Annotated in this window: 20 protein-coding genes and 1 pseudogene; 14 read left to right on the top strand and 7 right to left on the bottom strand. The window is 65.8% G+C overall.

Annotated features, from left to right (window positions below):
* Positions 1-128: 128 nt before the first annotated feature.
* From HYG81_RS29295 to HYG81_RS29275, 5 genes are all read left to right on the top strand, one after another.
* Positions 129-2,645 carry a GcvT family protein gene (locus HYG81_RS29295; protein ID WP_180839636.1) on the top strand — a complete coding sequence of 839 codons (2,517 nt, stop codon included), beginning with the start codon at positions 129-131 and terminating at the stop codon, positions 2,643-2,645.
* A 5-nt stretch (positions 2,646-2,650) separates the two neighbouring features.
* Positions 2,651-3,886, top strand: a complete 1,236-nt coding sequence (gene ilvA, locus HYG81_RS29290) for a threonine ammonia-lyase (RefSeq protein WP_180839635.1) — start codon at positions 2,651-2,653, stop codon at positions 3,884-3,886.
* 113 nt (positions 3,887-3,999) lie between these two features.
* Positions 4,000-4,137: a hypothetical protein gene (locus HYG81_RS29285; protein ID WP_226777483.1), complete on the top strand. Its 138-nt coding sequence runs from the start codon at positions 4,000-4,002 to the stop codon at positions 4,135-4,137.
* Complete coding sequence (locus HYG81_RS29280; RefSeq protein WP_180839634.1) at positions 4,130-5,755, top strand: BCCT family transporter; 1,626 nt, start codon at positions 4,130-4,132, stop codon at positions 5,753-5,755. The genes HYG81_RS29285 and HYG81_RS29280 overlap by 8 nt, the downstream gene beginning before the upstream one ends.
* A 278-nt stretch (positions 5,756-6,033) precedes the next feature.
* Positions 6,034-6,300, top strand: coding sequence for a hypothetical protein (locus HYG81_RS29275; RefSeq protein ID WP_180839633.1), 267 nt, complete (start codon positions 6,034-6,036; stop codon positions 6,298-6,300).
* A 36-nt stretch (positions 6,301-6,336) separates the two neighbouring features.
* Here the strand turns inward: HYG81_RS29275 and glyA are convergent, their stop codons facing one another.
* On the bottom strand, positions 6,337-7,581 hold the full coding sequence (glyA, locus tag HYG81_RS29270; RefSeq protein ID WP_180839632.1) for a serine hydroxymethyltransferase: 1,245 nt from the start codon (positions 7,579-7,581) through the stop codon (positions 6,337-6,339).
* A 94-nt stretch (positions 7,582-7,675) separates the two neighbouring features.
* Here glyA and HYG81_RS45695 point away from each other — a divergent pair.
* Positions 7,676-7,844 (top strand): annotated as a pseudogene (locus tag HYG81_RS45695) (RidA family protein); the annotation flags it as partial.
* A 9-nt stretch (positions 7,845-7,853) separates the two neighbouring features.
* Here HYG81_RS45695 and samp2 read toward each other — a convergent pair.
* Positions 7,854-8,099, bottom strand: coding sequence for a ubiquitin-like small modifier protein SAMP2 (gene samp2, locus HYG81_RS29265; protein WP_180839631.1), 246 nt, complete (start codon positions 8,097-8,099; stop codon positions 7,854-7,856).
* Positions 8,100-8,160: 61 nt separating this feature from the next.
* On the bottom strand, positions 8,161-9,267 hold the full coding sequence (locus HYG81_RS29260; protein WP_180839630.1) for a bactofilin family protein: 1,107 nt from the start codon (positions 9,265-9,267) through the stop codon (positions 8,161-8,163).
* Positions 9,268-9,473: 206 nt separating this feature from the next.
* Between HYG81_RS29260 and HYG81_RS29255 the strand changes: the two genes are divergently transcribed.
* Positions 9,474-10,466: a replication factor C small subunit gene (locus HYG81_RS29255; protein WP_180839629.1), complete on the top strand. Its 993-nt coding sequence runs from the start codon at positions 9,474-9,476 to the stop codon at positions 10,464-10,466.
* A 28-nt stretch (positions 10,467-10,494) separates the two neighbouring features.
* On the opposite strand, the gene HYG81_RS29250 is transcribed toward HYG81_RS29255, so the two are convergent.
* Together HYG81_RS29250 and HYG81_RS29245 are read right to left on the bottom strand one after the other, a co-directional pair.
* Positions 10,495-11,187, bottom strand: a complete 693-nt coding sequence (locus HYG81_RS29250; protein WP_180839628.1) for a hypothetical protein — start codon at positions 11,185-11,187, stop codon at positions 10,495-10,497.
* Entirely contained in the window at positions 11,184-11,840 is a 657-nt protein-coding gene (locus HYG81_RS29245; protein WP_180839627.1) for a hypothetical protein, read from the bottom strand. The genes HYG81_RS29250 and HYG81_RS29245 overlap by 4 nt, the downstream gene beginning before the upstream one ends.
* Before the next feature lie 366 nt (positions 11,841-12,206).
* Between HYG81_RS29245 and alaS the strand changes: the two genes are divergently transcribed.
* The 5 genes from alaS (at position 12,207) to HYG81_RS29220 (ending at position 18,617) form a co-directional block, all read left to right on the top strand.
* Positions 12,207-14,984, top strand: coding sequence for an alanine--tRNA ligase (alaS, locus tag HYG81_RS29240; protein ID WP_180839626.1), 2,778 nt, complete (start codon positions 12,207-12,209; stop codon positions 14,982-14,984).
* Positions 14,985-15,043: 59 nt separating this feature from the next.
* Positions 15,044-15,829: an alpha/beta fold hydrolase gene (locus HYG81_RS29235; RefSeq protein WP_180839625.1), complete on the top strand. Its 786-nt coding sequence runs from the start codon at positions 15,044-15,046 to the stop codon at positions 15,827-15,829.
* Between the two features lie 295 nt (positions 15,830-16,124).
* Positions 16,125-17,378, top strand: a complete 1,254-nt coding sequence (locus HYG81_RS29230; protein WP_180839624.1) for a class I adenylate-forming enzyme family protein — start codon at positions 16,125-16,127, stop codon at positions 17,376-17,378.
* Between the two features lie 137 nt (positions 17,379-17,515).
* Positions 17,516-18,247, top strand: coding sequence for a type 1 glutamine amidotransferase (locus tag HYG81_RS29225; protein WP_180839623.1), 732 nt, complete (start codon positions 17,516-17,518; stop codon positions 18,245-18,247).
* Positions 18,248-18,347: 100 nt separating this feature from the next.
* A complete protein-coding gene (locus HYG81_RS29220; protein ID WP_180843066.1) occupies positions 18,348-18,617 on the top strand; it encodes a hypothetical protein in 270 nt (89 codons plus the stop codon).
* An 11-nt stretch (positions 18,618-18,628) separates the two neighbouring features.
* On the opposite strand, the gene HYG81_RS29215 is transcribed toward HYG81_RS29220, so the two are convergent.
* On the bottom strand, positions 18,629-20,806 hold the full coding sequence (locus tag HYG81_RS29215) for a (Fe-S)-binding protein (RefSeq protein ID WP_180839622.1): 2,178 nt from the start codon (positions 20,804-20,806) through the stop codon (positions 18,629-18,631).
* Between the two features lie 179 nt (positions 20,807-20,985).
* Here HYG81_RS29215 and HYG81_RS29210 point away from each other — a divergent pair, with 179 nt between their 5' ends.
* Complete coding sequence (locus tag HYG81_RS29210) at positions 20,986-21,576, top strand: conditioned medium-induced protein 4 (protein WP_180839621.1); 591 nt, start codon at positions 20,986-20,988, stop codon at positions 21,574-21,576.
* A 221-nt stretch (positions 21,577-21,797) separates the two neighbouring features.
* Positions 21,798-22,484, top strand: a complete 687-nt coding sequence (locus HYG81_RS29205) for a CRISPR-associated protein Cas4 (protein WP_180839620.1) — start codon at positions 21,798-21,800, stop codon at positions 22,482-22,484.
* 314 nt (positions 22,485-22,798) lie between these two features.
* Here HYG81_RS29205 and HYG81_RS29200 read toward each other — a convergent pair whose 3' ends face one another.
* Positions 22,799-23,383: an L-threonylcarbamoyladenylate synthase gene (locus HYG81_RS29200; RefSeq protein WP_180839619.1), complete on the bottom strand. Its 585-nt coding sequence runs from the start codon at positions 23,381-23,383 to the stop codon at positions 22,799-22,801.
* Positions 23,384-23,394 lie beyond the last annotated feature (11 nt).

The following is a 23,394-nucleotide window of genomic DNA, read 5'->3' as shown; positions in this document are numbered from 1 at the left end:
TGACTGGTCAATTCGTCGGCCCGATCCCACTGAGCGTTAGCGCCCGACGTCGTTCCTCCCGACTGTTATAGGCCACAGATTATCCACCCGGATAGCTATGCTCGACCGTCTGGCAGTATCCATGACACATGAGTACAGGGACCACACTTCCCGACGACGCGGGAACCGTCATCGTCGGCGCCGGCTGCGTCGGCTGTAGCGCCGCCTACCATCTCACTCACTTGGGCCGAGAGGACGTGGTAGTCGTCGATCAGGGACCGCTGTTCGAGACCGGCGGCTCCACCTCCCACGCCCCCGGACTGGTCTTCCAGACGGGCGGCAACAAGCTGATGACCCGGATGGCGTCGTACACGCGCGAGTTGTACGAGGACCTCGAGAGCTTCCGGACGAGCGGCGGCATCGAGGTCGCGTACACTGAGGACCGCTGGGACTACCTGAAACGAAAGCGCGAACGGGGGCAGGCCTACGGCATCGAGAACGGGGAACTCCTCTCGCCCGCCGAGGTTGCCGACCGCGTCCCGCAGATCGACGAGTCGGTCATCCACGGGGGCTACTACGTGCCGACGGACGGGAAGGCCCACGCTGTCGACGCTTCGGCGACGATGGCCGAGTCGGCTCGAGCGGCGGGCGCCGAGTTCTACGGCGAGACGACGGTGACCGATCTCGAGGTCGAAGGTGGCGAAATCCGGGCGGTCGTCACCGACCGCGGGCGCATCGAGGCCGACGAGGTCCTCCTCGCGACGAACATCTGGGGCCCGCTGTTCGGCGACATGGTCGACGTCGATATCCCGCTGATCCCCTGCGCCCACCAGTACCTCGTCTCCGACGACCTGCCGGAGCTCGCGGGCGCCAGCCGTGAGATCGAACAGCCGCTGCTCCGCCATCAGGACCGGTCGCTGTACTTCCGCCAGCACGGCGAGCGCTACGGCGTCGGCTCGTACAACCACGAACCGCTGCTGGTCGACCCCGCGGACATCTACGGCCCGGAGAAACTCGAGGACCTGGGCCTCGAGTACCCGTCGCTGCGGGAGTTCACCGCGGAGCACTTCTCCGAGAACACCCACCCGGATCACGAACAGACGGCCTACGACGCGGCCTGCGAACTCGTTCCGTCGCTGCGCGACGCCGAGTTCGAGTCCGGGATCAACGGGATGTTCTGTTTCACCCCCGACGGGATGCCGATCCTCGGACCGACGGAAGAAATCGACGGGCTCTGGTGGGCGCTCGCGATCTGGGTCACCCAGTCGGGCGGCGCGGGGAGCATCGTCGCCCACTGGATGGAAGACGGCGTCCCCCGCCTCGACGGCGAGCGCGTCGACGCCACGGGGGCACACATCTCGCGGTTCCAGCCCCACGCCGGCTCGCGGGAGTATACGCGGGGCCGCGGCGCACAGCAGTACCAGGAGGTCTACCAGCTGATCCACCCGCGCGAACAGCCCCGGGGACAGCGCGGGCTCCGCCGGAGTCCGTTCTACCAGCGCCAGCGGGAACTCGGCGCCGAGTTCTACGACTCGGGCGGCTGGGAGACGCCGCAGTGGTACGAGACCAACGAGTCCCTGCTCGAGGAGTACGACGTCCCGGACAGGCCCGACTGGCTCGACCGCAACTGGTCGAAGGCACAGGGCGTGGAGCACCAGGCGGTCCGCGACCGCGTCGGGATGGTCGACATGACCACCTACACCGGGATCGAGGTGACCGGCGACGGCGCGACGGCCCTGCTTCAGGGACTCCTGACGAACGATATCGACGTCTCGCCGGGCCGGATCCGCTACGCGGCGATGTGCAACGAGGACGGCGGGATCCTCGCCGACGTGACGGTCGCCCGGTTCGCGGACGATCGGTACGTGGTGTTCACCGGCGGGGGCAACTCCGCGACGCTGCACTCCCGGTGGATCCGCGAGCACGCGCCCGACGACGGCTCCGTGTCGATAACGACCCACGACTCGAGCATGTGCGGGATCGGCGTCTTCGGTCCAGAGGCGCGCAACGTCCTGTCGTCGCTCGTCGCGGCCGATCTCTCGAACGACGCGTTCCCGTTCTACACCGCACGGGAGAGCTACCTCGAGAGCATCCCCGTCACGATGCTCCGGCTCTCCTACGCCGGCGAGTTAGGCTGGGAGTTGTACGCACCGATGGAGTACGGCGCGCAGCTCTGGGAGCGAATCGAGGACGCCGGCGAGGAGTACGGCATCGTCCCGATGGGCTGGGAGGCCCTGGACTCGACGAGCATGGAGAAGGGGTTCCGGCTGTGGGGGACCGACGTTACCCCCGAGTACAACCCGTACGAAGCGGGGATCGGCTTCGCGGTCGACCTCGAGACCGATTTCGTCGGCAAGGAGGCGCTGCTCGAGGCTCGCGACGGCGGGATCGACCGGAAGATCGCCCCGATCACGCTCGACGAGCCCGGGACGGTCGTCGACGCCGGACACCCGGTGCTCGATCCCGACAACGGCGAGGTGCTCGGTGACGTCGCCCGCGCGGATTACGGCTACACGATCGACGCCGGGATCGCGTACGCCTATCTGCCGGCGGCCGACGCCGAGGCGGGCCGCAACGTCGAAATCAGCTACGAGAACGAACGCCACGCCGCGACGGTCCGGGACGAACCGCTGTTCGATCCCGACCGCGAGAAGATGATTCGGTGATGGCCATGAGCCGAAACGACGGAATCGTCGAGTTCGCCGACATCGAAGCGGCCCGCGACCGGCTGGACGACGAGTCGGTCGTCAAGCACACCCCGGTCGAACGGAGCACGTCGCTGGACGATCTGACCGGCGGCGAGGTCCACCTCAAGATGGAGCACCTCCAGTGGACGGGCTCGTTCAAGACCCGCGGCGCGTACAACAAGATCGCACAGTGCGTCGCCGAGGGCGGAACGGAGCGGGTCGTCGCGGCCAGCGCCGGCAATCACGCACAGGGCGTCGCGCTCGCGGCGACGAAACTCGGCGTCGACTCGACGATCGTCATGCCCAGAGGGGCGCCCCAGGCGAAGGTCGACGCCACCCGGAGCTACGGCGCCGACGTCGAACTCGTTGGGGACGACTTTCGCGAGGCGATGGCGCACGCGAAGGGGCTCGTCGACGACGACGTCACGGAGTTCGTTCACGCCTACGACGACCCCGCGATCGTCGCCGGCCAGGGGACGCTCGGCCTCGAGATGGCCGACGATCTCCCGTCGGTGGAGACCGTCGTCGTCCCGATCGGCGGCGGGGGTCTCATCTCGGGGATCGCGACGGCCTTCGCCGAGCGCTCACCGGAGACGCGAATCGTCGGTGTGCAGGCCAGCGGTGCGGCGACCGTTTCCGAGAGTCTCCGGAAGGGAACGCCCGTCGCGCTCGACTCCGTGGATACGATCGCGGACGGCATCGCGACCGGCGGTATCTCGGAGCTGACGCTCTCGCTGATCGACGAGCACGTCGACGAGGTCGTCACCGTCACGGACGGGGAGATCGCTCGAGCGGTTCTCCTCTTGCTCGAGCGCGCCAAACAGGTCGTCGAGGGCGCCGGCGCGGCGTCGGTCGCCGCGATCATCAGCGACGAACTCGACGTGCGCGGCGAGACGGTGATGCCGCTGCTGGGCGGCGGCAACCTCGATATGACGATGTTACAGACCGTGCTCGTTCACGCGCTGACCGACCGCGAGCAACTGCTGCGACTGCGCGTCCGGATCGACGACCGACCCGGCAAGATGGAGGACGTTTCGGGGATCATCGCCGAACACGGTGCCAACATCCAGACCGTCCGCCACGACCGCTCGGCACCCGAACTCGACGTGGGCGAGGCGCACCTCGTCTTCCAGATCGAGACGAGCGGCTCGGGCCAATCGCGGACGATCGTCCGGTCGCTCCGGGATCACGGCTACGAGGTTCGGCACGTCAACGCGTGACTATCCCCGGCTCGCCCGCTAACGGGTTCGATCGACGGTATAAAAGCGACGCCGGTTATTAAGATGAATCTTGATTGGGGAGCTTGGTATTCTTCACCACGGTGCATGAGATCATGGTACGTAATGGCACAAAAGCTGTGCCGGTGCGGAAGGAGGGTGCGCTCGTCGAGTCGCTCGTGAGCGAACTCGAGACGAACCGACCGAGCGAGCGAGTTACCGGACGCCGGTGGCGTGTGATCCGCGATGAGTGACCGCCAACGGGATGGGGACGGCGCGGTCCGAACGTTCCTCGACGAACTCGACCCCACCGTCTTCGGGATCGGCTTCGTCGTCGCCGTGCTGGTGGTCGCGGCGTTCCTCTTCCGCGAGAGCCGAACGCTCGAGATCATGGAGGGAACCAACGAGTTCCTCTGGACGAGTTTCGGCTGGGCGTATCTCGTCTCGATGTTCGCCCTCGTGGCGTTCGTCTTGTACCTCATCTTCGGTCCGTGGGGGAACATCAAGCTGGGGGAGGAGGACGAGGATCCCGAGTTCAGCTTTCTCGCGTACTTCGCGATGTTGTACTCCGCGGGAATCGCCGCCGGCATCGTCTTCTGGGGCCCGGCGGAGGCGATCTTCCACTACTCGACGCCCTCGCCCTTCTCGGGGGTCGAAGCGGAGTCGACGGGCGCCGCCGTCAGCGCGCTCCAGTACACGTTCTTCCACTGGGGGCTCTCGGCGTGGTCGGCGTACGTGATCGTCGCGATCCCGATCGCTTACTTCGCCTACCGCCGGGACGCGCCGATGCGCATCTCGACGATCATCGGGCCAATCATCGGGTTCGACAACCTCGACAGTCCCTGGGCGAAGCTCGTGGATATCCTCGCCGTCTTCGCGACCATCGGCGGCATCGCGACGACGCTCGGGCTGGTCGGGAACCAGTTCCTCGTCGGCCTCGAGTACGCCGGCGGCGTCGAGTTCGGCGACGCGGGGACCGTCCTCGTGATCACGGGACTGACCGTGGCATTTACCATCTCGGTCGCGCTCGGCGTCGAGCGCGGGATCCGCCGTATCTCGTACTTCAACATGGCGCTGTTCGCCATCCTGACGGCCGCGGCGTTCATCCTCGGGCCGACGGTGTACATCATGACCGTCGGGACCCAAGCGCTGGGGGCGTACATCAACGAATTCATCTCGATGAGCTTCTTCATGGGCGCGGGCGAGACCGGCGGGCAGGGTGCCGACTCCGGTTTCGTCGGCGCCTGGACCGTCTTCTATTGGGCGTGGTGGTTCTCCTGGGCGCCGTTCGTCGGGCTATTCATCGCCCGCATCTCTCGCGGGCGGACCGTCCGACAGGTCGCCGCGACCGGCGTCGTCGCGTCCACGGCCATCACGATCCCCTGGTTCGCGACGATGGGCGGAACGTCCATCTTCATGCAGTCGAACGGCCAGGCCGACATCCTCGGGACGCTCGAGGCCTGGGGGTTCAACGAGGCGGTCGCCGGCTACCCGCTGTTCGAGGCGCTGCCGGCCGGCGAGTTGCTCACCGTCCTCTTCCTGGTGCTGGTGACGACGTTCTTCGTCACGTCGGCGGACTCCTCGACGCTCGCGCTGGGGATGCTCACCACCGGCGGCAAGCAGAAGCCGTCGACGATCAACCGCGTTATCTGGGGCGGCCTCATGGGCGCGCTGGCCTCGCTGTTGATGGTCGCCGGCGGCACCACAGCGTTACAGCAGGCCGCGATCATCGCCGGCGGCCCCTTCGCGATCATCACCTTGATCGCCGTCGGCGTCATGATCTGGGTCTTCGGCAGCCGTCGGGCGGTCTTCTTACGCGAAGAGGACCGTTCCACCGCCCCGACCGGGTCGGCGGCCTCCGACGACGACTGAGACGGTCTGCTGTAACGATTTACCGGAGCAACCGCAGGACGGTTCGCGGTCGCTCCGGAAATGACTGACAGCAGTCCGTATGAGAGGTGGACGGCTCGAGCCGACGGCTGAGAACTCCCTCCGATTTCCCGCGACGTGCTCTCTCTTGTGCGATTCCGGGTACGTTCGGTTCGGCCAGCAGTGATCGACTCAGTGCTTACGGATTCGGAGGCACCCGATCAGCCCGCGGACGGTCGTCACCGCACAATTCTATGCCGGTGCTCCGCTACAGTCGACACATGGAGCTCGCCTCGACACCCACGCTGTACTGTTCGGAGTGCGATGCGGAGATCGCGGACGCGGGGTACCTCCCGGCCACCGAACGCGACGGTGCGTACGAGCCACTGGCCGACGCGGCGGTCTGTGACGCGTGCGGCTTCAACGAGATCGGAATGATGGGATGCGCTCCCGAACTCGACGACGTGATCGATCCGGATCCCGACGATGTCCTCCTGTACGTCCGCGTGACGGACGACGGGATCGATGTCGTGAGCACGAAGGAGTAAGACGGCCGGGTTCGTGCGGACGCGGCCACGATGGCGCTACCCGTACACGGGGAACGATTCGCAGAGGTCGTCGACCGACTCCGAGACTCGCTCGAGCGTCGCGTCGTCGTCGGGCGCGTCGAGCACGTCGGCGATGTGGTGGGCGACCGTCTCGATTTCTTCGGGGCCGAATCCGCGGGTCGTCAGCGCGGACGTACCGATCCGGATCCCGCTGGTGACGAAGGGCGATCGAGTCTCCCCCGGGACGGTGTTCTTGTTGAGGACGATGCCGACGTCCGAGAGGGCCGCTTCGGCGTCGTCACCGGTGAGATCGGGATGGGACTCCCGCAGGTCGACAAGTACGAGGTGCTTGTCGGTGCCGCCGGAGACCAGCGACAGCCCCCGGTCGCGGAGGACGGCCGCGAGCGCCGACGCGTTCTCGACGGTCCGGGAGGCGTACTCCTCGAATGCGGGCTCGAGCGCTTCCCCGAAGCCGACGGCCTTGCCGGCGACGTTGTGCATGAGCGGCCCGCCCTGACTCCCCGGGAAGACCGCACTGTCGACGTCGTCGGCGTACGCCTCGTCGCACATGATGATGCCGCCGCGACCCGAGCGAATGGTCTTGTGCGTGCTCCCGGTGACGAAGTCGGCGTGCTCGGCCGGACTCGAGTGAACGCCCGCCGCGACGAGCCCGGTGATGTGGGCGATGTCGGCGAGGTGGAACGCGTCGACGGCGTCGGCGATCTCGCCGATGCGCTCCCAGTCGAACTCGCGCGGGTACGCCGAGGAGCCGCTGACGATCATCGCCGGGTCGACCGCGCGAGCCCGCTCGGCGAGCGCGTCGTAGTCGATGTACCCCGTTTTCGGATCGACTTCGTACTGTTCGACCTCGTAGAGCTGTCCGGAGAAGTTGACGTGGTGGCCGTGGCTGAGGTGCCCGCCGTGGGTGAGATCCAGCGAGAGGATCGTCTCGCCCGGCTCGAGGGCGGCGAAGTAGACGCCCATGTTCGCCTGGGTTCCCGAGTGGGGCTGGACGTTGACGTGGTCGGCACCCCACAGTGACTTCGCCCGCTCGATGGCCGTTCGCTCGACCTCGTCGACGTGCTCGCAGCCGCCGTAGTAGCGCGCACCGGGGTACCCCTCCGCGTACTTGTTGGTCAGCGCGGTTCCCTGGGCGGTCAGCACGGCTTCGGACACGTGGTTCTCCGAGGCGATCATTCCGAGGGTCGATTCCTGGCGCTCGCGCTCGCTCTCGACGGCAGCAGCGATCGTCGGATCGGCATCTCTGATAGGGTCTGGCATACCACACCAATCGGCGAATCTTCCCAAGTATCTTGATCGCAGGTGATCGACCCGTTCAAAAGCGGCCGATGCGCCGCGAGCGATAGTCGAAATCGACCGGACTCGCCGGTGTCTCGACAACGTCGTTGCCATTCTCGAGGCCGAGGGCCGAGCCTCGAGAACGTCCTGAAGACTACCCCCTTCCTGAACGAAGCGCCGTCGAGGTCGGTCGCGTCCCGAAGGGTGCTCCCCTCGAGATCGAGGCTATCGCGACGCTCGAGTAGTCGTGTGCGTCACTCGATGTTACCGCCCTTGATCAGCCGTAACACCGTCACGTGGTCGCTCTCGACTGGCTGATCCTCGGGGACCGGGCGACCGTCGACGAGGACGCTCACCTCGTGGGGACTCAGGTCGACCTCGCGGAGCAGGTCCGCGTAGGTCGGCGTCGCGTCCGCGTCGGGACCCTCCGCGGTTCCCGCCACCGCCTCGAGCTCGAGTTCGTAGGTGTCCTCGCCCTTGACGTCGACGGTGACGTGCATACGCCGCGTTACGGGGCGGCGGCCTTGAGCGCGTCGCTCCGTGGCTGTCCGCTGCTCGCCGTCAGTCCGTCGTCGGCTCGTCCGGACCGGAACCGACACGCCGTTCTCGCTCCCGCTCTCGCTCTCGAGCGTTCCGCCGGTGGCCGAGTAGCGCGCGAGCGATCGCACCCAGTCCGAGCAGGAGGACGATCAGATTGATCGCCTCGCCGACGACGGGGACGGGCAGCCGCGTGAGGAGGGCACCGGCGAGCAGGCCGACGACGAGCGCGAGCCAGCGGTTGCCGAGGCCGACCAGCGAGAGGAGCCATGCAGCGACCGCGAAGCGGCCGTAGATGACGCCGATCCAGAGCAGCAGGGCGAACGCGAAGCCGCCGACTACCGACAGCGGGATGCCGACCACGGTGATCGCGAGCGCGATCAGGAGGAGGGGAATCCCCACGAGCACCCCTAGGCCGACCAGCCCGGAGCGGAGGGGGCCCGTTGCAACGTGGTCGGCGACGGCGTCGGAGAACCGCGGGAACAGCGCGAGCAGTACGGCACCGAGCAGTAGATTCACCGCGAAGGCGTAGGCGGTGAACAGCCACGACGCGAACGGCTGAATCGGCGGCGCGACATCGACCCCGAGCGAGCCGTCCTCCTGAATCTCGCCCGCGACCGCGTCGGTGTTCCCCTCGAGGTCACCGCCGTATCGCAGATCGCCCGCGATCGAGGCGCTCTCGCCCAGTCGGATCGTCTCGGCCCCGATTTCGGCGTCGCTCTCGAGCGTGCCGTCGATCGTCGCGCTCCCGACTCCGGCCGTCACGGTGCCGCCGACGGTCCCGCTCTCGGTGACCGTGAAGCTCCCCGCGCCGACATCGACGTCGCCGTCGACGGTTCCGGCGATGGTCACGCTCCCGCCGGCGGCCTCGAGGTCGCCGTCGACCTGGCCCGTGTCTTCGATTCGAACGTCGCCCCCGACGGCGCTGACGTCGCCGGTGACGGTACCCCGGACGACGACGCTCCCGCCGAAGGCCTCGAGGCTGTCGACCGTCTCGTCTTCCTCGACGACGATCGTCCCGCCGGTCCGGGCGTCGGACTGGGCGGCCACCGTCGCCGGAACGGTGCCGCAGACGACGAGGACGACCAGTATCGCGACGAGGTGTCGTGATCGTCGGTTCTCCCGTCCCATGTGCCCACCTTCCACGAGGAGGACGAAAAACGTGTTACGCTGGTATCAGGAACCGGACCGGTTCGGAGTCGGTCGCGGGCGGCGGCTCGAGCCGTTCCTCGTCGGGTGCGTGCCGAGCGTGATCCGGTGGTCGGCCGGTCGATTCCGCGACCGGATTCGAGAACGACCTTCGGTCGTTTTATCTTCGGGCCACCCCTTCGACCGGTATGAGCGAGGCCGACGCCGAGGCGGCGGAGCCCACCCCCGGCAAGACCGAAGTCTGGATCGAAAAGTACCGCCCGGAGCGACTCGACGACATCAAGGGCCACGAAAACATCATCCCGCGCCTCGAGAATTACGTCGAGCAGGACGATCTCCCCCATCTCCTTTTCGCAGGGCCAGCCGGTACAGGAAAGACGACAGCTGCCAAAAGCATCGCTAGGGAGGTATATGGCGGTGATTGGAAGGAGAACTTCCTCGAGCTCAACGCCTCCGACCAGCGCGGGATCGACGTCGTCCGCGACCGGATCAAGGACTTCGCGCGCTCCTCGTTCGGCGGCTACTCCCACCGCATCATCTTCCTCGACGAGGCCGACGCGCTGACCTCCGACGCCCAGTCCGCGCTGCGCCGGACGATGGAGCAGTTCTCGAACAACACCCGCTTCATCCTCTCGTGTAACTACTCGAGCCAGATCATCGACCCCATCCAGTCGCGGTGTGCAGTCTTCCGGTTCACCGAACTCTCCGAGGACGCCATCGAGGCACAGGTCCGGGAAATCGCTGCGAACGAGGACATCGCGGTGACCGACGACGGCGTCGACGCGCTCGTCTACGCGGCCGACGGCGACATGCGGAAGGCGATCAACGCCTTGCAGGCCGCGGCCGTGATGGGCGAGACCGTCGACGAGGAGACCGTCTTCGCGATTACCGCGACGGCTCGCCCCGAGGAAGTCGAGGCGATGGTCGAACACGCCATCGACGGCGACTTCACGGCCGCTCGAGCCGCCCTCGAGGACCTGCTGACCGAGCGCGGGCTCGCCGGCGGCGACGTCATCGACCAGCTCCACCGCTCCGCCTGGGAGTTCGACATTCCGGAGGGGGCGACGGTCCGCCTGCTCGAGCGTCTGGGCGAAGTCGACTACCGGATCACGGAGGGCGCGAACGAGCGCCTGCAACTCGAGGCGATGCTGGCGTCGCTGGCGCTCGAGAACGAGGCGTAAGCGGGTGATCGGCAGGGTCGATGGACCGCTACAATCGTCCGGTAGGCCGGTCACCACGAGTGCGCCACGCCGATCGGGCCCAGCGTAGCCAGTAGCTTCCGACGACAGCGGCGGTCACGAACCAGACGGGGCCCATCGACGCGTACCACTCGAGCATGTAGGACGGGGCGGTGTCGACGAACCGACCGACGCCGACGGCGGCGATAATCGTGATCGCGGTGACGAACAACAACTGATCCTCGTCGATGCCGGCCTGCCAGAATCGAACGGAATCAGCCCGCCGAACGTCGGCGGAGACGAGCGCGAGCGCCGCTGCAATCGCGCCGACTGTCAATGCGACCGCGACGTCGAGATCGAGCACGTACGCGCCGGCCATGATATCGCCGACGGCGACCGGGGCAAGGGGGAGAGCGAACGAGAGCAGTGGCCCGCCGTTCCAGACCGCATACCACAGCGGCACGACCAGAATCGTCGCCGTCACCAGCGCGATGAAGAGCAGGCTGAGCGTATCCAATCCGACCGTCAGTAGACTGCGAAGGGGGTCGTTGATCGTTATCCGCATCCCGATGTAGCTGGCGAGAAACATCGCGGTGAGCCCCAGAAGATAGGCGACCATGAGCGCCGTCCGTCGACGATCGAGTCCGAGCAGGGGATGCTCGAGGACAGTACTAACGGCCGCCCGTGACCCGCTCCATCGGTGGTCGTCCGTCTCGGTACTCATGGCTCCTCCGCGATGACCGTCGCGAACCCGTCGTGGTCGGGCCCCGTCTCGTTTGCCAGATCGATCGCACTGGGGGAGACCTGCCAGCCCTCCCCGGCGAAGATCGCCTCGATGGTGTCTCGCCCGCGCTGGTAGGAGGTAACCCCGTGTTTCGGGCGAGCGGGGGTATCCTCGTGGGCCTGCATCGAGACGACGTTCTCGAACGACCAACACCGGACGTGACGCCGGCCGTTGGCGCCGTAGTAGGCCTGGGCGGCCGTCGTCTGCTGGCGAACGTATGCCTCGGCTTCCCGATCCCAGGCGAACCGTGTGTACTCCTCGGGGTTGCGGATCCATCCTTCGTCGTCGAGGACGGACATGACGCGCTCGAGGCCTCGAGCGCCGTCAGCGTCGGGGAGCAAGACGACGTTGAACGGGGCGGTCGCGCGGAACCCGTTGCTCGTCGGCTCGTAGTGGTAGCGGCCGATCGGCGTGTCGTCTTCGTCGGTGATCGGTTCGTCGATCCACTCGGAGACCGCTGCGGGCGGTTCGGCTGCCTCGACCGTCCCGGTCGGATCCGTTGCGTCGGGCGGCGACGGAAGGAGGGTGATGCCGGCAACCGTTCCGATACCCGTCAGGCCGGCTTTCCGGAGCAACGATCGTCGTGTCGACATTGTCAGTCGCTGACCTCGGTCTCGGTTCCCTTCCTCTTCCTATCCCCATCGGCAAGGAGATTCGAGGTCGACAGACTTCTCCGATCGGATCGCGTCATCTGTGCATTCGTTCGGTTCCGTTCTCTTCCCTCCATTAGTAGTCTCTCTTCTCGAGAGATACTTATTAATTTCCTATCAAGTCCCTCGGTAATCACGCATCGATCGTCGCTCACTGAACTCCTCGAGAGCCCAGCCCGTCGTGACTGTGTCTGGGTATCGCTAGAGCCCCCAGCTCATCTCACAAACCGGACCCGTTCGCCGTGGGCGATCGGTTCGCGACGGCGGTTGCGGAACTGTTTTACGCGCTGCAGGGCCAATAGACGCGTAATGAGCGAACTCGCGGACGAATACCGCCTCGAGTACTTCGAGGAGGAAGGATTCGAGCGCAAGGAGTGTCCGGAGTGTGGCGCTCACTTCTGGACGCGCGACCACGACAGGGTAACCTGCGGCGAGCCGCCCTGTGAGGAGTACGGCTTCATCGACAACTCGGGGTTCGACGGGTCGTACGATCTGGCGGAGATGCGCGAGGCCTTTCTCTCTTACTTCGAGGCCAACGACCACGAGCGAATCGATCCCTACCCGGTCGCGGCGAACCGCTGGCGCGACGACGTCCTGTTGACCCAGGCGTCGATCTACGACTTCCAGCCGCTGGTGACGAGCGGCCAGACGCCGCCGCCGGCGAACCCGCTGTGTGTCTCCCAGCCCTGCATCCGGATGCAGGACATCGACAACGTCGGCAAGACGGGCCGACACACGATGGCCTTCGAAATGATGGCCCATCACGCGTTCAACACGCGCGAGGACGTCGAGGAAGACGAGTACGCCTACTACGGCGAGGTCTACTGGAAGGACCACACCGTCGAACTCTGCGACGGCTTCTTCGAGTCGATGGGCGTCGACTTAGAGGAAGTCATCTACATCGAGGATCCGTGGGTCGGCGGCGGCAACGCCGGCCCCGCCATCGAGGTCATCTACCGCGGCGTCGAACTCGCCACACTGGTCTTCATGTCGATGGAGCAGGATCCCGACGGCGAGTACGAGATGAAAGACGGGAACCGCTACAGCCCAATGGACACCTACATCGTCGACACGGGCTACGGGCTCGAGCGCTGGACGTGGGTCTCTCAGGGCACCCCGACGGTCTACGAGGCGGTCTACCCCGACATGATCGCGTTCCTCAAAGAGAACGCGGGGCTCGACCACACCGAGGAACAGGAGGAACTGATCCACCGCACCGCGAAGCTCGCGGGCCACATGGACATCGACGAGGCCGAGGATATGGAGACCGCTCGCGGCGAGATCGCCGCCGAACTCGGCGTCGACGCCGCGGAACTCGAGGAACTCATGGAACCCCTCGAGGACATCTACGCGATCGCGGACCACTGCCGCACGCTGGCCTATATGCTGGGCGACGGCATCGTCCCCTCGAACGTCGGCACGGGCTATCTCACGCGGATGGTGCTCCGCCGGACCAAACGGCTCTGTGACACGGTCGGCGTCGACGCGCCGCTGGACGAACTCGTCGACATGCAGGCCGAACGCCTCGAGTACGAGAACCGCGATACGATCCGCGACATCGTCCGCACCGAGGTCGAGAAGTACCGCGAGACGCTCGAGCGGGGCGGTCGCCGGGTTGAGACGCTCGCCGAGGAGTACGCGAAGAAGGGCGAGCCGATCCCGACCGAGGAACTGATCGAGCTCTACGACTCTCACGGCATTCAGCCGGATATGGTCGCGGAGATCGCCGAGGAGACGGGTGCGACCGTCGACATCCCCGACGACTTCTACAGCCTCGTCGCGAAGCGCCACGACACGCCGGAGGGGGTCGCGGAGACCACCGAGGACGAAGACGAGCGCTTCGAGGACCTCCCCGAGACGGAGAAGCTCTACTACGACGACCAGCAACGAACCCAGTTCGAGGCGGTCGTGCTGGACGTCTTCGAGCGCGAGGACGGCTACGATGTCGTGCTCGACCAGACGATGTTCTACCCCGAGGGCGGTGGCCAGCCCGCGGACACGGGGACGCTCTCGACCGACGACACCACCGTCGAGGTCGAGGACGTCCAGATCACAGACGGCGTCATCCTCCACCGGACCGACGAGGACCCCGGCAAGGGCGAACTGGTCAACGGCCAGATCGACGGGAGCCGCCGTCGACAGCTCATGCGCCACCACACGGCGACCCACATCGTCATTCACGCCGCGCGGCAGGTGCTTGGCGAGCACATCCGACAGGCCGGGGCCCAGAAGGGCGTCGAGAGCTCGCGGATCGACGTTCGCCACTACGATCGGATCTCCCGCGAGGACGTCAAGCGGATCGAGAACCGCGCCAACGAGATCGTGATGGACAACACCGCGGTCTCCCAGGAGTGGCCCGACCGCCACGACGCGGAGGCCGAACACGGGTTCGACCTCTATCAGGGCGGGATCCCGCCGGGCGAGCAGATCCGCCTGATCCACGTCGAGGACGACGTCCAGGCCTGCGGTGGCACCCACGTCGCCCGAACCGGCGAGATCGGCACGATCAAAGTGCTCAACACGGAACGCGTGCAGGACGGCGTCGAACGGATCACGTTCGCGGCCGGCGAGGCCGCCATCAAGGCGACGCAGGTCAAAGAGGACGCGCTCTACGAGGCCGCCGAGATTCTCGACGTCTCGCCCGAGAACGTCCCCGAGACGGCCGAACGGTTCTTCGAGGAGTGGAAGGGCCGAGGCAAGGAAATCGAGGACCTGAAGGAACAGCTCGCCGCGGCCCGCGCCGGCGGCGGAGGCGGCGGCGAGGAGGTCGAGGTCGGCGATACGACGGCCGTCGTCCAGCGCCTCGACGCAGATATGGGCGAACTACGAGCGACCGCAAACGCCCTCGTCGAGGAGGGGACGATCGCCGTGCTGGGCAGCGGCGAGAGCGGCGCCCAGTTCGTCGTCGCCGTCCCGGACGGCGTCGGCGTCAACGCGGGCGAGGTCGTCGGCGAACTCGCCTCGAGAGTCGGCGGCGGCGGCGGCGGCCCGCCGGACTTCGCGCAGGGCGGCGGCCCCAACGTCGCGGATCTCGATGAGGCGCTCGAGGACGCGCCCGACGTGTTGCGGCAGGTCTTGAACGCCTGACATTCTGACTCGAGTCGAAATCCACCCCTTCTTTCGGTCCGCGTCACGACGATCGACCCATGCCGACCGCATCGAACAGATCGGTCTCGCTGTACTACGACCGCGCCGGTGAGGGCGAACCCGTCGTCTTCGTCCCCGAAGCCGGCCTCGGCGGCTGGCTCTGGGGCTGGCAACACGCCGCCGTCGCCGGCCCTCACGAGGCCATCGTCTGGGACCTCCGGGGGACGGGCCGCTCGGACGCACCGCCCGGACCGTACTCCCTCGAGACGCTCGTCGCCGATCTCGAGGCGGTCCTCGCGGAGTGCGAGATCCGCAACGCGCACCTCGTCGGCTGCGGACTCGGCGGTGTGATCGCGCTCGCGGCGGCCCGGACCTCGAGTCGCGTGGCGACGCTGACGCTCTTTGGAACCGCCGCTCGAGGGGACGAGTACGACCTCGAGCCGCTCTTTGCCCCGCCGGACGATCGGGACGCACTTCGCCGATCGATCGCGGCGGGACTCTCCAATGACTTTCTCGAGGACCAGCCCGACGTGCTGGACGGGATCGCGGACTGGCGGGCGGACGGCGACGCCGACCGCGAGGGGTGGGACGCCCAGGTCGCGGCGCTCGAGGGCTTCGACGCGACGGAGTGGCTGGTCGAGGTGACCCAGCCGACGCGGGTGATTCACGGCGGTGCGGACGAACTGGTTTCGCCCGCTGCTGGGGAGGGGCTCGCTCGTGGACTTCCGCGCGGAGAGTTTCTGGAACTCGAGGGGGCCGGCCATCTGGCTTTCGTCGAGCGCTCGCGGACGGTCAACGACCTGTTGTTGGGCTTTCTCGAGGCACAGACGGACGATTCGATGTAATACAGCAGTCGGATTTGTAGATCAGTCCGAGTATTGATTTCACCTCTCACATCACTACCGACGTATCGTGGCAACTAGGGATCGCCACGTCCTCCCCAACCGATTCGTTTGCTCCCGTCGGTCGCTCACTCATCCCTCGCGCTTCGAGCAGCGATTCGCTGGTCGCTCATCGCTGCACAGCGCGCCGAGACGGTGACTGCGGTAGCTCGACCGTCTCACGGGGGGTGTCCTCGATCCTCGCCGCCCATCGCCTTCCGTGCTTGCGCTTGACCCCCCATCTACTACGTACTCGAGCGTGGAAGTTCCCGCCGTGACTCTCTCGCTGGCTCGCCGAGCCGAGCGCTTTCCGGATCGGACGGCGGTCGTCGATATCTCGGAGCAGCGGCTGTACGCCCCCGCGGAGACGATTCACGAGGAACGGGTCTCCTACGGCGAGCTATCGACGATCGCAGAGCGGACGACCGAGCGGCTCTCGACCCTGGACGTCGGCCCCGGGGACACCGTCTGTCTCCTCACGCGAAACCGGGTCGCCGCGCTCGCGCTGTTTTTCGCCTGTCGGCGGCTCGGTGCGACCTTCGCGCCGATTTCTCACCTCTTGACACCGGCCTCCGTCGAGCGCCCGTTCGATGTCCTCGAGCCCGAACTGGTCGTCTCGGAGGCCGCTCAACGGGATCTTGTCAGGTCGATCCCGTTCGATCGGTCGGTGACGCTCGAGGAACTATCCGAAACGGACCGCGACGATGTCGATACCGAGGAGCGACCGTCGATGGAAAACCCGCTGCTCGCCCTCCACGGCGAGACGGGGCGTCCGGTCGCCGGCTACTCGCCCGACGCCATCGAGCACAACTGCACCACCGGCGTCGCGGCCTGGGGACTCGCCGCGAACGACGTCGTCCCCCTCACCGCGCCGCTGTCGACCCCGGCCGGCCTCGTTCGCGTCGCGCTGTCGGTGCTGTACGCCGGCGGCACGCTCCTGCTCGATCGGGCATTCGACCCCGGCGATGCGCTGACCGCGATCGAACAGGAAGGAGCAACGCTGTTGCCGGGTCGGGAGACCGTCCTCCGAGATCTCGCGGCCGAATCCGGCTTCGAGGACGCCGTCGGGTCGCTCGAGCGAGCGATCTGCGGAGCCCCAGTCGGTGACGACGTGGTCGCGGCCTACCGAGATTGCGGCGTGCCGGTCGCGCGGGTCTACGGCCGCCTCGAGTGCCCGACCGCGCTGAGCCAGCGGTTCGCGGACGATTCGTCCAGTGCCGACGACGAATCCGGTGTCGGTCGACCGGTACCGGACTGCCGTGCCCGGTTGGTCGACGACGACGGCGCGGTTTTCGAGGGCGCGGCTGACGGGACCCTTCAGCTCTCCGGGCCGATGGTCGCCGACGGCTACGTCGACGCTGCCGGGACCAACGACGAGAACTGGTACGAACCCGCCGAAATCGAGAGCCGAGAGTACGACGAGAGCGGCGATCGCGGTCGGTTCACGGACGGCTGGTTCGATTCCGGCGAGCGATTCCGCCGCGACGCGTCCGGGAGCTACTATCTGCAGTGAAATTTCGTCCGTCGACCGCGACCGGTTTCCGTTCCCTCGATTCGGACTCGAGCCCGGGACAAGCGAGCCGTCAGCGGTCGCGGCAACGTCGGCACTGGGCGGAAGGCCTATTCCCGTCGAGTTGCCACTAGTGCCCAATGAGTCAGCTCCGAATCGCCGTTCTGAACGCGGCTCATCAGGACGAGAACACGACGCGGAACTTCCGACGCGAACTCGACGCCTCGCTAGCGGAGTTCGACGCCACCGATGGCACGGTCCCCGACGACTTCGACTACGACGGTGCTGTGGTCACCGGCTCTCGAGCGTCGGTGTACTGGGATGACGAGTGGATGCAGCCGGTCAAGGAGTGGGTCGGCGAAGCGATCGATCGCGGAATCCCCTTCTTCGGGGTCTGTTGGGGCCACCAACTGCTCGCCGACGTCCTCGACGGCACCGTCGCGGACATGGGCGTCTACGAGGTCGGCTACAGCGAGATCGAGCAGGTCGCGGATGCGGAGTCGCGACTGTTCGACGGCATCGACGAGACGTTCACCGCCTTCACCAGCCACTCCGACGAGGTCGCGGAGCTACCGCCCGGTGCCGAGCCCCTCGCCGAGAACGACTACTCCAACCACGGCTTCCGCAAGGATCGCGTTTTCGGCGTCCAATTCCACCCCGAGTACGATACGAAGACCGCCCGCGAACTCGTTCATCGAAAGGAACTCTCCGACGAACGCCTCGAGTCGATCCTCGGCGAAATCACCGAAGAAAACTATCAACGGGCCTGCGAGGCAAAAATAGTGTTCGACAACTTCCTCGAGTTCGTTCGCGAGGTCAAGCGTATCGATACCACTGCCGACGCATCGGCTTCGGTCAGTCGTTCCGACTGAAGCGGTGTTCCGTTCCGTCCGGTGTCTTCTGCCGGCTACTGACGGTTCGGAAAGGAACCCAGCAAAAATATTCTCCCGAGAGAAGTCAAAATAAGGACATATGGCTCCATCGGTCGAGCTCACGGAAACCACGAACGGCCGGCTCGAGGAGCTTCAGGCGGAGATCCGCCGCGAAACCGGACGGACCGTCCCCAAATCGATGGTATTCGAACAGATAATTCGGGATGCCTCCGAGTCGAAAGACGAGGCGATCGAGCTGTTCGTGACGATTTGGAGTCGTAACCGGACAGTGAGTGCACGGCTCCGTAACAAGCACGTCAGTCCGCAGGAGAACGCGACCGAAACGCGCGCATCACCGGGATCGAACTGACTGCGAGTCGATCAGTCCGCGGCGACTTCTACCTGTGCTTCGTCGGCTTTCCCGATCGCCTCAACGATGAGTTCGGCGACGTCGACGACCTCGATCTCGTCCTCGTAGCCGCCGGTCTTGCGGCCGTCCTCGTACATCGTCATGCACATCGGACAGGCGACGACGAACTTCTCGACGCCGCTGCCGGCGTCCGTGTCCTCGAGCGCTTCCCGAATCCGTTCTTCGCTGGGCTTCGGTTCTTCCTCGAAGTCCATCCAGAGGCCGCCACCACCGCCGCCACAGCAGAAGGAGTTGCTGCGGTTGCGGGGCATCTCGTCGAGCGTACAACCCGTGGCTTTGATGAGTTCGCGCGGAGCCTCGTACTCGTCGTTGTACCGGCCCAGATGGCAGGGGTCGTGGTAGGTGACCGTGTAGTCGAGTTCAGTGCCGGTCAGGTCGAGTTTCCCGTCAGCAACGAGCTCTTCGACCGCCTGCGTCCAGTGGTAGACGTCGATCTCGCCGTCTTCGTTCCACTGCTCGTCGTAGTCGAATGGCATCATCGGATCGTCCGCGAACTCGTCGAAGTTGACCTCGGGGTACTCGTTTTTGAACGTGTTGTAGGAGTGGGGGTCCGTACAGACGATTTTGTCGAACTCGCAGTCCTCCCAGGTCTCGACGTGGTGGCCGGCCAGTTCGACGTAGAGCAACTCTTCGCCGACGCGGCGGATGTCGTTGCCGTCGAACTTCTCATCGTCGAAGAGGATCCCGAAGCTGACGTCCGCTTCTTTGAGGATGGTCGCTAGCGAGCGCGCGACCTGCTTGTTGCGCTCGTCGTAGCTCGGGAAGTCCCCGACGTACCAGAGGTAGTCGACTTTCTCCTCGCGGGCGTCTGTGACGTCGAACTCGAGGTCCTCGCTCCAGTCAGCCCGGTTGCGCGGCGAGTCGCCGAACGTGTTGCCGTTTTGCATCACGTTCTGGAAGACGTCCTGCATGCTGGGGGCGACGTCGCCCTGGTCAGTCATCTGGCGGTTGAGCCGGGTGAAGCTCTTGAGGTGCTCGATCTCGACGGGGCAGGCGTCCATGCAGGCCATACAGGCCATGCAGGACTCCATCGTCTCCGCGTTGATCACTGAAGTGCCACCGTCCGCGATAATCGGTTGTTCCTCACCGCCGGCGTCGAGATCCTCGCGATAGGACTTCAGGTCGAGGATGACGTTGCGCGGGTCGAGCGGGCGATCGGACGCTTTGGCGGGACAGACGGAGGAACACCGGCCGCACTTGGTACAGGCGTCCTGATCGAGGATTTCTTTCCAGGTGAAGTCGTCGATGGACTCCGCGTTGGTCGCGTCCAGATCCGAGGGGACGTTCGGAAGCCGCTGACCCGCTTTCTCGTCGCGGGTGACGACGTTTGCAAAGGAGGAGAGCATGTGGAACGGCTTGGCGTAGGGGATCCACGCGATGAAGAAGAAGGCGAGCAGCGAGTGGGACCACCACGCGAGCCAGTGGAGGTTCTCGACGTTGAGGCCGGCTCCGTTGAGCCCGGCCTGCTCGGTACCCAGCGTCGCGAGGCCGATCCCGTTGAAGCCGAGCGCCAGTCCGTAGCCGACGAAGCTGACGATCTCGTGGTCGGGCATGCCGGCGCTGTAGATTCGAAGTCCCTCAAGGAGGAAGCCGCCAATTCCGAGCGCGAACAGCGTCCAGATGAAGACGTCGTCCTCGGCAGAGGTGTGGCGATCCCAGAGGCGGTGGTTGCGAACCCAGTAGCGACGGTAGATCGCCATCCCGAGTCCGACGACGAACAGCAGCCCCATCGCATCGACGATGAACGAGTAGGCGAGGTAGAAGTCGCCCTCCCAGAACGTCATCTGGAAGATCTTCTGGGCAGCGTACTCGTCGGCCATGATAATCAGGGTCGCGATCAGCAGCGTCAGGAATCCCCACATGATAAACGAGTGCATCAGTCCGCCGTAGAGGTCCCTGTTGAACTGCTTCTCGTTCGAGAGCACGATCTTCGACGCGTTCAGGATACGGTTCTGCAGGTCGTCGACTCGAGCGAACGAATCGTCATCCCCCTCGGCGTAGCGAGCGAATCGCTGGTAGACGCCGTATGCTAGAACGATGACAGCAATAGCTGCGAGGAGGTAGAACACCGCGTATTCGACGCTGGTGATCCCCCAGTACGTCTCCCTCGTCTGTGCGATGGTGTTCATATCCATTGACGGGCAGGGCTCTAACTTAATTCTTGCCCACCGGATGCAATACAACCCCGCCGCCGTGTTGCGGAAATTTTCCCTTTATTTCGAGTTTATAACGCCGTCTCTGCTCGGCGTTTCGGCCCAACGTGATCTGGCAACAGGCTTAAATAGACTCCCGTCTGGAGTGTGCATCCATGAACGAAAAAACCGAAGAACTCCGGGATCTCTTCACGGACGTCACCGATGGCGAGGAAACCGTAACCGAATCACAGGAAAACACTCGCGGCTCTCTCGAGCGAGACGAGCGATCGGACGAGGAGCGCCTCGAGAGCGTCGTCCAGCAGATGCGCGAGCGATATGAGTTCGAGACGGGGTTATCGGACGACGACCTGATCACGGTCGCCAGGGGCTTCTACGACGAGAAAAGCGACGAGGAGATCGCCGAGGAGCTGGGCGTCGACGCTGAGGAGGTCTTCGAGGCCCGACTCTCGTTGCACCTCGTCGGCAAGGACGATGCGGACGAAGTCGACCTCGCGGCGATCCGTGACCGCGAGGAGGACGACGCGACGCTGGCCGAGGAGTACGAGGTGAGCGAGGATCGGATCCGCCGCTACCGCCGCGTCGCCGAAGCGAAGGACCAGTCCCGTGCGGCGAACGACCGCTACCGCGACGAGTTCGACAGCATTCTCGCCGACGCCGATCTCACTGAGCAGCTGACATCCGATCTCCGCGAGGACGGTCTCGAGGACGCGACGGAGGGAATGGAGACCGAAGTCGAGTTCTAACGACCGACGGTTTTGACCGGGTTCGAGCGAGCACAGCGATCGAGATACCGGGCTTCTCACGGGCGCTATGCGTCCGTCCGCACGTCACGCGAACCGCTGGTCCCGCACTGCCAACAACCTCGATGCAAACAGGCCAAGCGCGTTGACGGCGCGCTCGGTGCAACTGACTGCACCGCCATTTTGGACGAGACTTCTTATACGAACGCGCGGCCAGACGGCCTATGACTCGAGCCCTCGTCTCGTTCAGCGACCTGCGGACTGCCGCCTACTGCCCCCGCAAGTGTTACTATCAGCAGCGACTGCCGGACGAGGACCGCGGGCCGCCGCCCGAGGTCGAGTCGATTCGAGCGCTCGCCACTCGGTACGACGAGTTACTCGAGGCCCCGCCGGGAGTCCTCGAATCCGAACCGATCGCCGTCCCGTCCGTTCGCTACCGCGATCGGCTGGCGGCGACCCGGGATCGACTCGAGGGGAGGGGCCAGTGGGAACGCCTCTGTGAGCCCGTCGATCGGGCGGTGTTCGCGACCGGCCGGCACTGTCGGGGCATCGTCCACAAAGTGCTCGCGGACCCGCTCGAGCCGGCGCTGATTTCGTCGGGGAAACCGCCCGAAAACGGCGTCTGGAAGTCCCAGTCGGTCCATGCGGTCGCGGCCGCGAAGGCGCTGGCCTGGGAGCAACAGGTGTCGGTAGAGCGGGCCTGGCTCGAGTATCCGGCCTACGGCGTGATCCGATCGATCGATCTGACGACGCGACGGAAGGCGCAGTATCGGAGCGCGCTCCGGGCGGTTCGCGAGTTGGACGGCCCGCCAGCGCGGACGAACAATCGCTCGAAGTGCGAGTCCTGCGAGTTCGCGGCTGAATGCGGGGTCAAGACGCGGACGTTGCGGTCGCTTCTCGGTTTTGGATAGACGATTTCGGACAGTGACGTGGTACGGTTTCGAACGATGAAGACGGCTCAAGGCGAGCCACTCGATAGGCGCGTAAATAGAACGGTTCGCTCGAGGATAATTGGGAGGAAAAGAGGGTTTCCTGCTATCGTGGCAACATGGAGAGGCCACACCCTCCCCAGCCGATTCACTCACTCACATACGTTCGTTCGCTCATCCCTCGCGCAATATCGTCGGCTGGCCTCACTCTCGTTCGGCCAGCCGACAGCGCGCGCCACCGCATGACAGGTGATCAGACTGTGCGATACAGGGATCTCCACATTCCCTTCAAACCGTTATGCCTCCTCGAGCCATGCTTCAATCTCGGCGGCCTGCGCCCCGCGTCGGTGGATCGTCTCGCTCGAGACGTCGACGACGGTGCTTTCGGTGCCGGCGGTTTCGCCCCCGTCGAGGACGACTGCTGCGGCCTCCCGGATCTCGGGATCGAGATCCGCAAGCTTTCGGACGCTTTCCCGGCCGCTGACGTTCGCGCTCGTCGCGGTGATCGGCGTCCCGGCCCGTTCGCAGAGCGCGAGCGCGAGGTCGTGGTCGGGAACGCGGACGCCGACGCGGTCGCGGCCCGCAGTGAGCTCGTCCGGGACGGCCTCGCGTCGCCGACAGAGGACCGTCACGGGGCCGGGGAGAAACGTCGCCATGAACCGCCGCTCTCGATCGGTCGCGCGGACGTACCGGAGCGCCGACGGGACCGACGGCACCGCAAAGGAGAGCGGCTTCGACCGATCGCGTCCTTTCACCTCGAAGACGCGCTCGACGGCCTCGGGCTCGAGCGCGTCCGCGGCGAGGCCGTAGACGGTCTCGGTCGGATAGACGACGAGTGCCCCCGAATCGATCGCGTCGGCCGCGCGGTCCAGTTCGCTCATTCGGTTCGAAA

The organism is Natrinema zhouii (assembly GCF_013456555.2).
GTDB lineage: Archaea > Halobacteriota > Halobacteria > Halobacteriales > Natrialbaceae > Natrinema > Natrinema zhouii.
Note: the sequence above shows the minus strand (reverse complement) of the source record. Positions and strands in the feature narration are given on the sequence as shown.